This is a genomic window from Arthrobacter sp. 05L45_2, from assembly GCF_056397525.1.
The window spans coordinates 1-2610 of the sequence record NZ_JBFTNO010000285.1; the positions used below are offsets into that span (position 1 = coordinate 1).

The window sequence follows — 2610 nt, forward strand, 5'->3', positions numbered from 1 at the left end:
CCGGTATGCTGCTGGCCCGCGGTGCCTTCGGCCGCCGCGGGGCCTACCTGCCGGCCGCCATCCAGGCCACCATCGCCATCGGCTGGTCAGCGGTCAACACCTGGGTGATCCTGGACCTGATCCTGGCGCTCTTCGGAATGATCGGCTGGGTYGACCCCAGCCAGCCCAACATCATGGTCCGCATCCTCGTCGCCGCGGTCATCATGACGGTCCAGGTGGCCATTTGCTACCGCGGCTACCGCGCCATCTCGAAGTTCGAGCGGATCACCATGCCGCCCACCATCCTGGTGCTGGTAGGGATGTCGATCGTCGCCTGGACGCAGCTGGACATCAACTGGAGCTACGCCGGCCCGGCCGGCGCGGTCCTGGAAGGGCTGCCGCGCCTTGCGGCCATGTCCTCGATCATGACCGTCATCGGCATCGGCTGGGGCATCGGCTGGTTCACCTACGCACCGGACTACTCGCGGTTCGTCAGCCGCAAGGTCAAACCCGCCAAGCTGTTCATCGTCAGCGTCCTGGGACAGTTCCTGCCGGTGGTCTGGCTGGGTGTCCTCGGCGCGAGCCTCGCCACCAAAAACGGCCAGGCCGACCCCGGCGAACTAATCGTCTCCAACTTCGGCACCCTGGCCATCCCGGTGATCCTGCTGGTCATCCACGGGCCGATCGCCACCAACATCATCAACCTCTACACCTTCGGCGTCGCTTTCCAGGCCCTCGATGTGAAGATCTCACGGCGCAAACTGTCCGTGATGGTCGGGATCCTGTCCATGTTCGCGGTCATCGGGTTTATGTTCGCCGAGGACTTCGCGATGATCCTGGACACCTGGCTGGGCGCCATCGTGGCCTGGGTGGCAACCTGGGGCGGCATCATGGCCGTCCACTACTTCATCTTCGAGCGGCACCACAAGGACTTCTCCTACCTCTTCCTCGACTCGAAGAAGACCGCCCTCAAGTCCGTGAACCCGGCAGCGTTCATCGCCTTCTTCGCCGGAATCCTCATGACCTGGCTCTTTATGTACGGCGGCATCCCCGCCCTGCAGGGACCCATCGCAACAGCCATGGGCGGCGTARACTTCTCCTGGCTCGCCGGAACCCTCACCTCCGCCGCCATCTACTTCGCCCTCGGCTACGCCCGCTTCCGCCGCCGCATCAGGGCCGGCGTACCGCTGGGCATCCGCCTCGACCTGGAGGAAGAAGCCGTCCTGGCCGAACACGGCGACGCCTGCGAGGACAAGCACAGCGCCCCTGCACCGGCCGCCGTCGGCTCATAACCCCCACGCCACCTGACTATCCACCACCACGCAAAGGAATACCTGTGACCATCACAACCTCCGCCCCCGCCTCGAACGTCTCCGAGCTGGAGCGACTGAAGACCTTGAACAACGGGCAGAAGGTCAGCCTGACGTTCTCCGACAGCGAGTTTGAGCGCCGCCTGGCCGGCCTCCGCAGCATCATGGCCGAGAAGGACCTCGACGCCGTCGTCCTCACCAGCTACCACTCCATCAAGTACTACTCCGACTTCCTCTTCACCTACTTCGGCCGCTCCTACGCCATGGTGGTCACCAAGGACGACACCGTGACCGTCACGGCGAACATCGACGCCGGCATGCCCTGGCGGCGCAGCTACGGCGACAACGTGGTCTACACGGACTGGCGCCGGGACAATTACATCTTCGCCATCCAGGAGGCGCTGCGGACCCGCGGCATCAGCCCCCGCCGGCTCGGCGTCGAAGACGATTCCCTGCCGCTGGACAACCGGAACAAGATCCAGGCGGCCTTTGCCTCGGCAACCCTGGTGGACGTCGCCCAGGCCGCCATGCGGCAGCGGATGATCAAGTCAGCCGAGGAGATTGAGGTCATCAAGCACGGTGCCCGGATCGGCGACCTCGGAGGCGAAGCCATCCGCAACGCCATCACCGCCGGGATCACCGAGTACGAGGTCGCCCTGATCGGCACCGAGGCCATGGTCCACGAGATCGCCCGCACGTTCCCCGACTCGGAAATCCGCGACACCTGGGTGTGGTTCCAGTCCGGCATCAACACCGACGGCGCCCACAACTGGGCCACCACCCGCAAGATCCAGGAACACGACATCCTGTCCCTGAACTGCTTCCCCATGACCTCCGGGTACTACACCGCCCTGGAACGGACCCTGTTCTACGGCGAACCGGATGCCCGCTCCCTGGAGCTGTGGAACATCAACGTCGAGGTCCACAAGCGCGGCCTGGAACTGATCAAGCCCGGCGCCGTCTGCAAGGACATCGCCGCGGAACTGAACGAAATCTACGTCGGCCACGGGCTGCTGGCCAACCGGACGTTCGGCTACGGTCACTCCTTCGGCGTCCTGAGCCACTACTACGGCCGCGAAGCCGGACTGGAGCTCCGCGAGGACATCGACACCGTGCTGGAACCGGGCATGGTGGTGTCCATGGAACCGATGATCACCGTCCTGGACGGCCAGCCCGGCGCCGGCGGCTACCGGGAGCACGACATCCTGGTGGTCGGCGACGACGGCGCCGAGAACATCACCAAGTTCCCGTTCGGCCCCGAATACAACATCATCGGCGCCTGACAGCAGCGTTTGCGCACACCCTGCGGGTGCGGCGCCAC

2 protein-coding genes are annotated in these 2610 nt (G+C 65.1%); both read left to right on the forward strand.

Going from position 1 to position 2610, the window contains the following annotated elements; genetic code table 11:
* Positions 1-1271 (forward strand): purine-cytosine permease family protein (locus AC1DHD_RS15470; protein ID WP_476880561.1); only part of this gene is annotated, 1271 nt, incomplete at its 5' end.
* A gap of 44 nt (positions 1272-1315) precedes the next feature.
* Positions 1316-2572 (forward strand): aminopeptidase P family protein, encoded by a 1257-nt coding sequence (locus AC1DHD_RS15475; RefSeq protein ID WP_476880562.1) that lies wholly within the window; start codon positions 1316-1318, stop codon positions 2570-2572.
* Positions 2573-2610 lie beyond the last annotated feature (38 nt).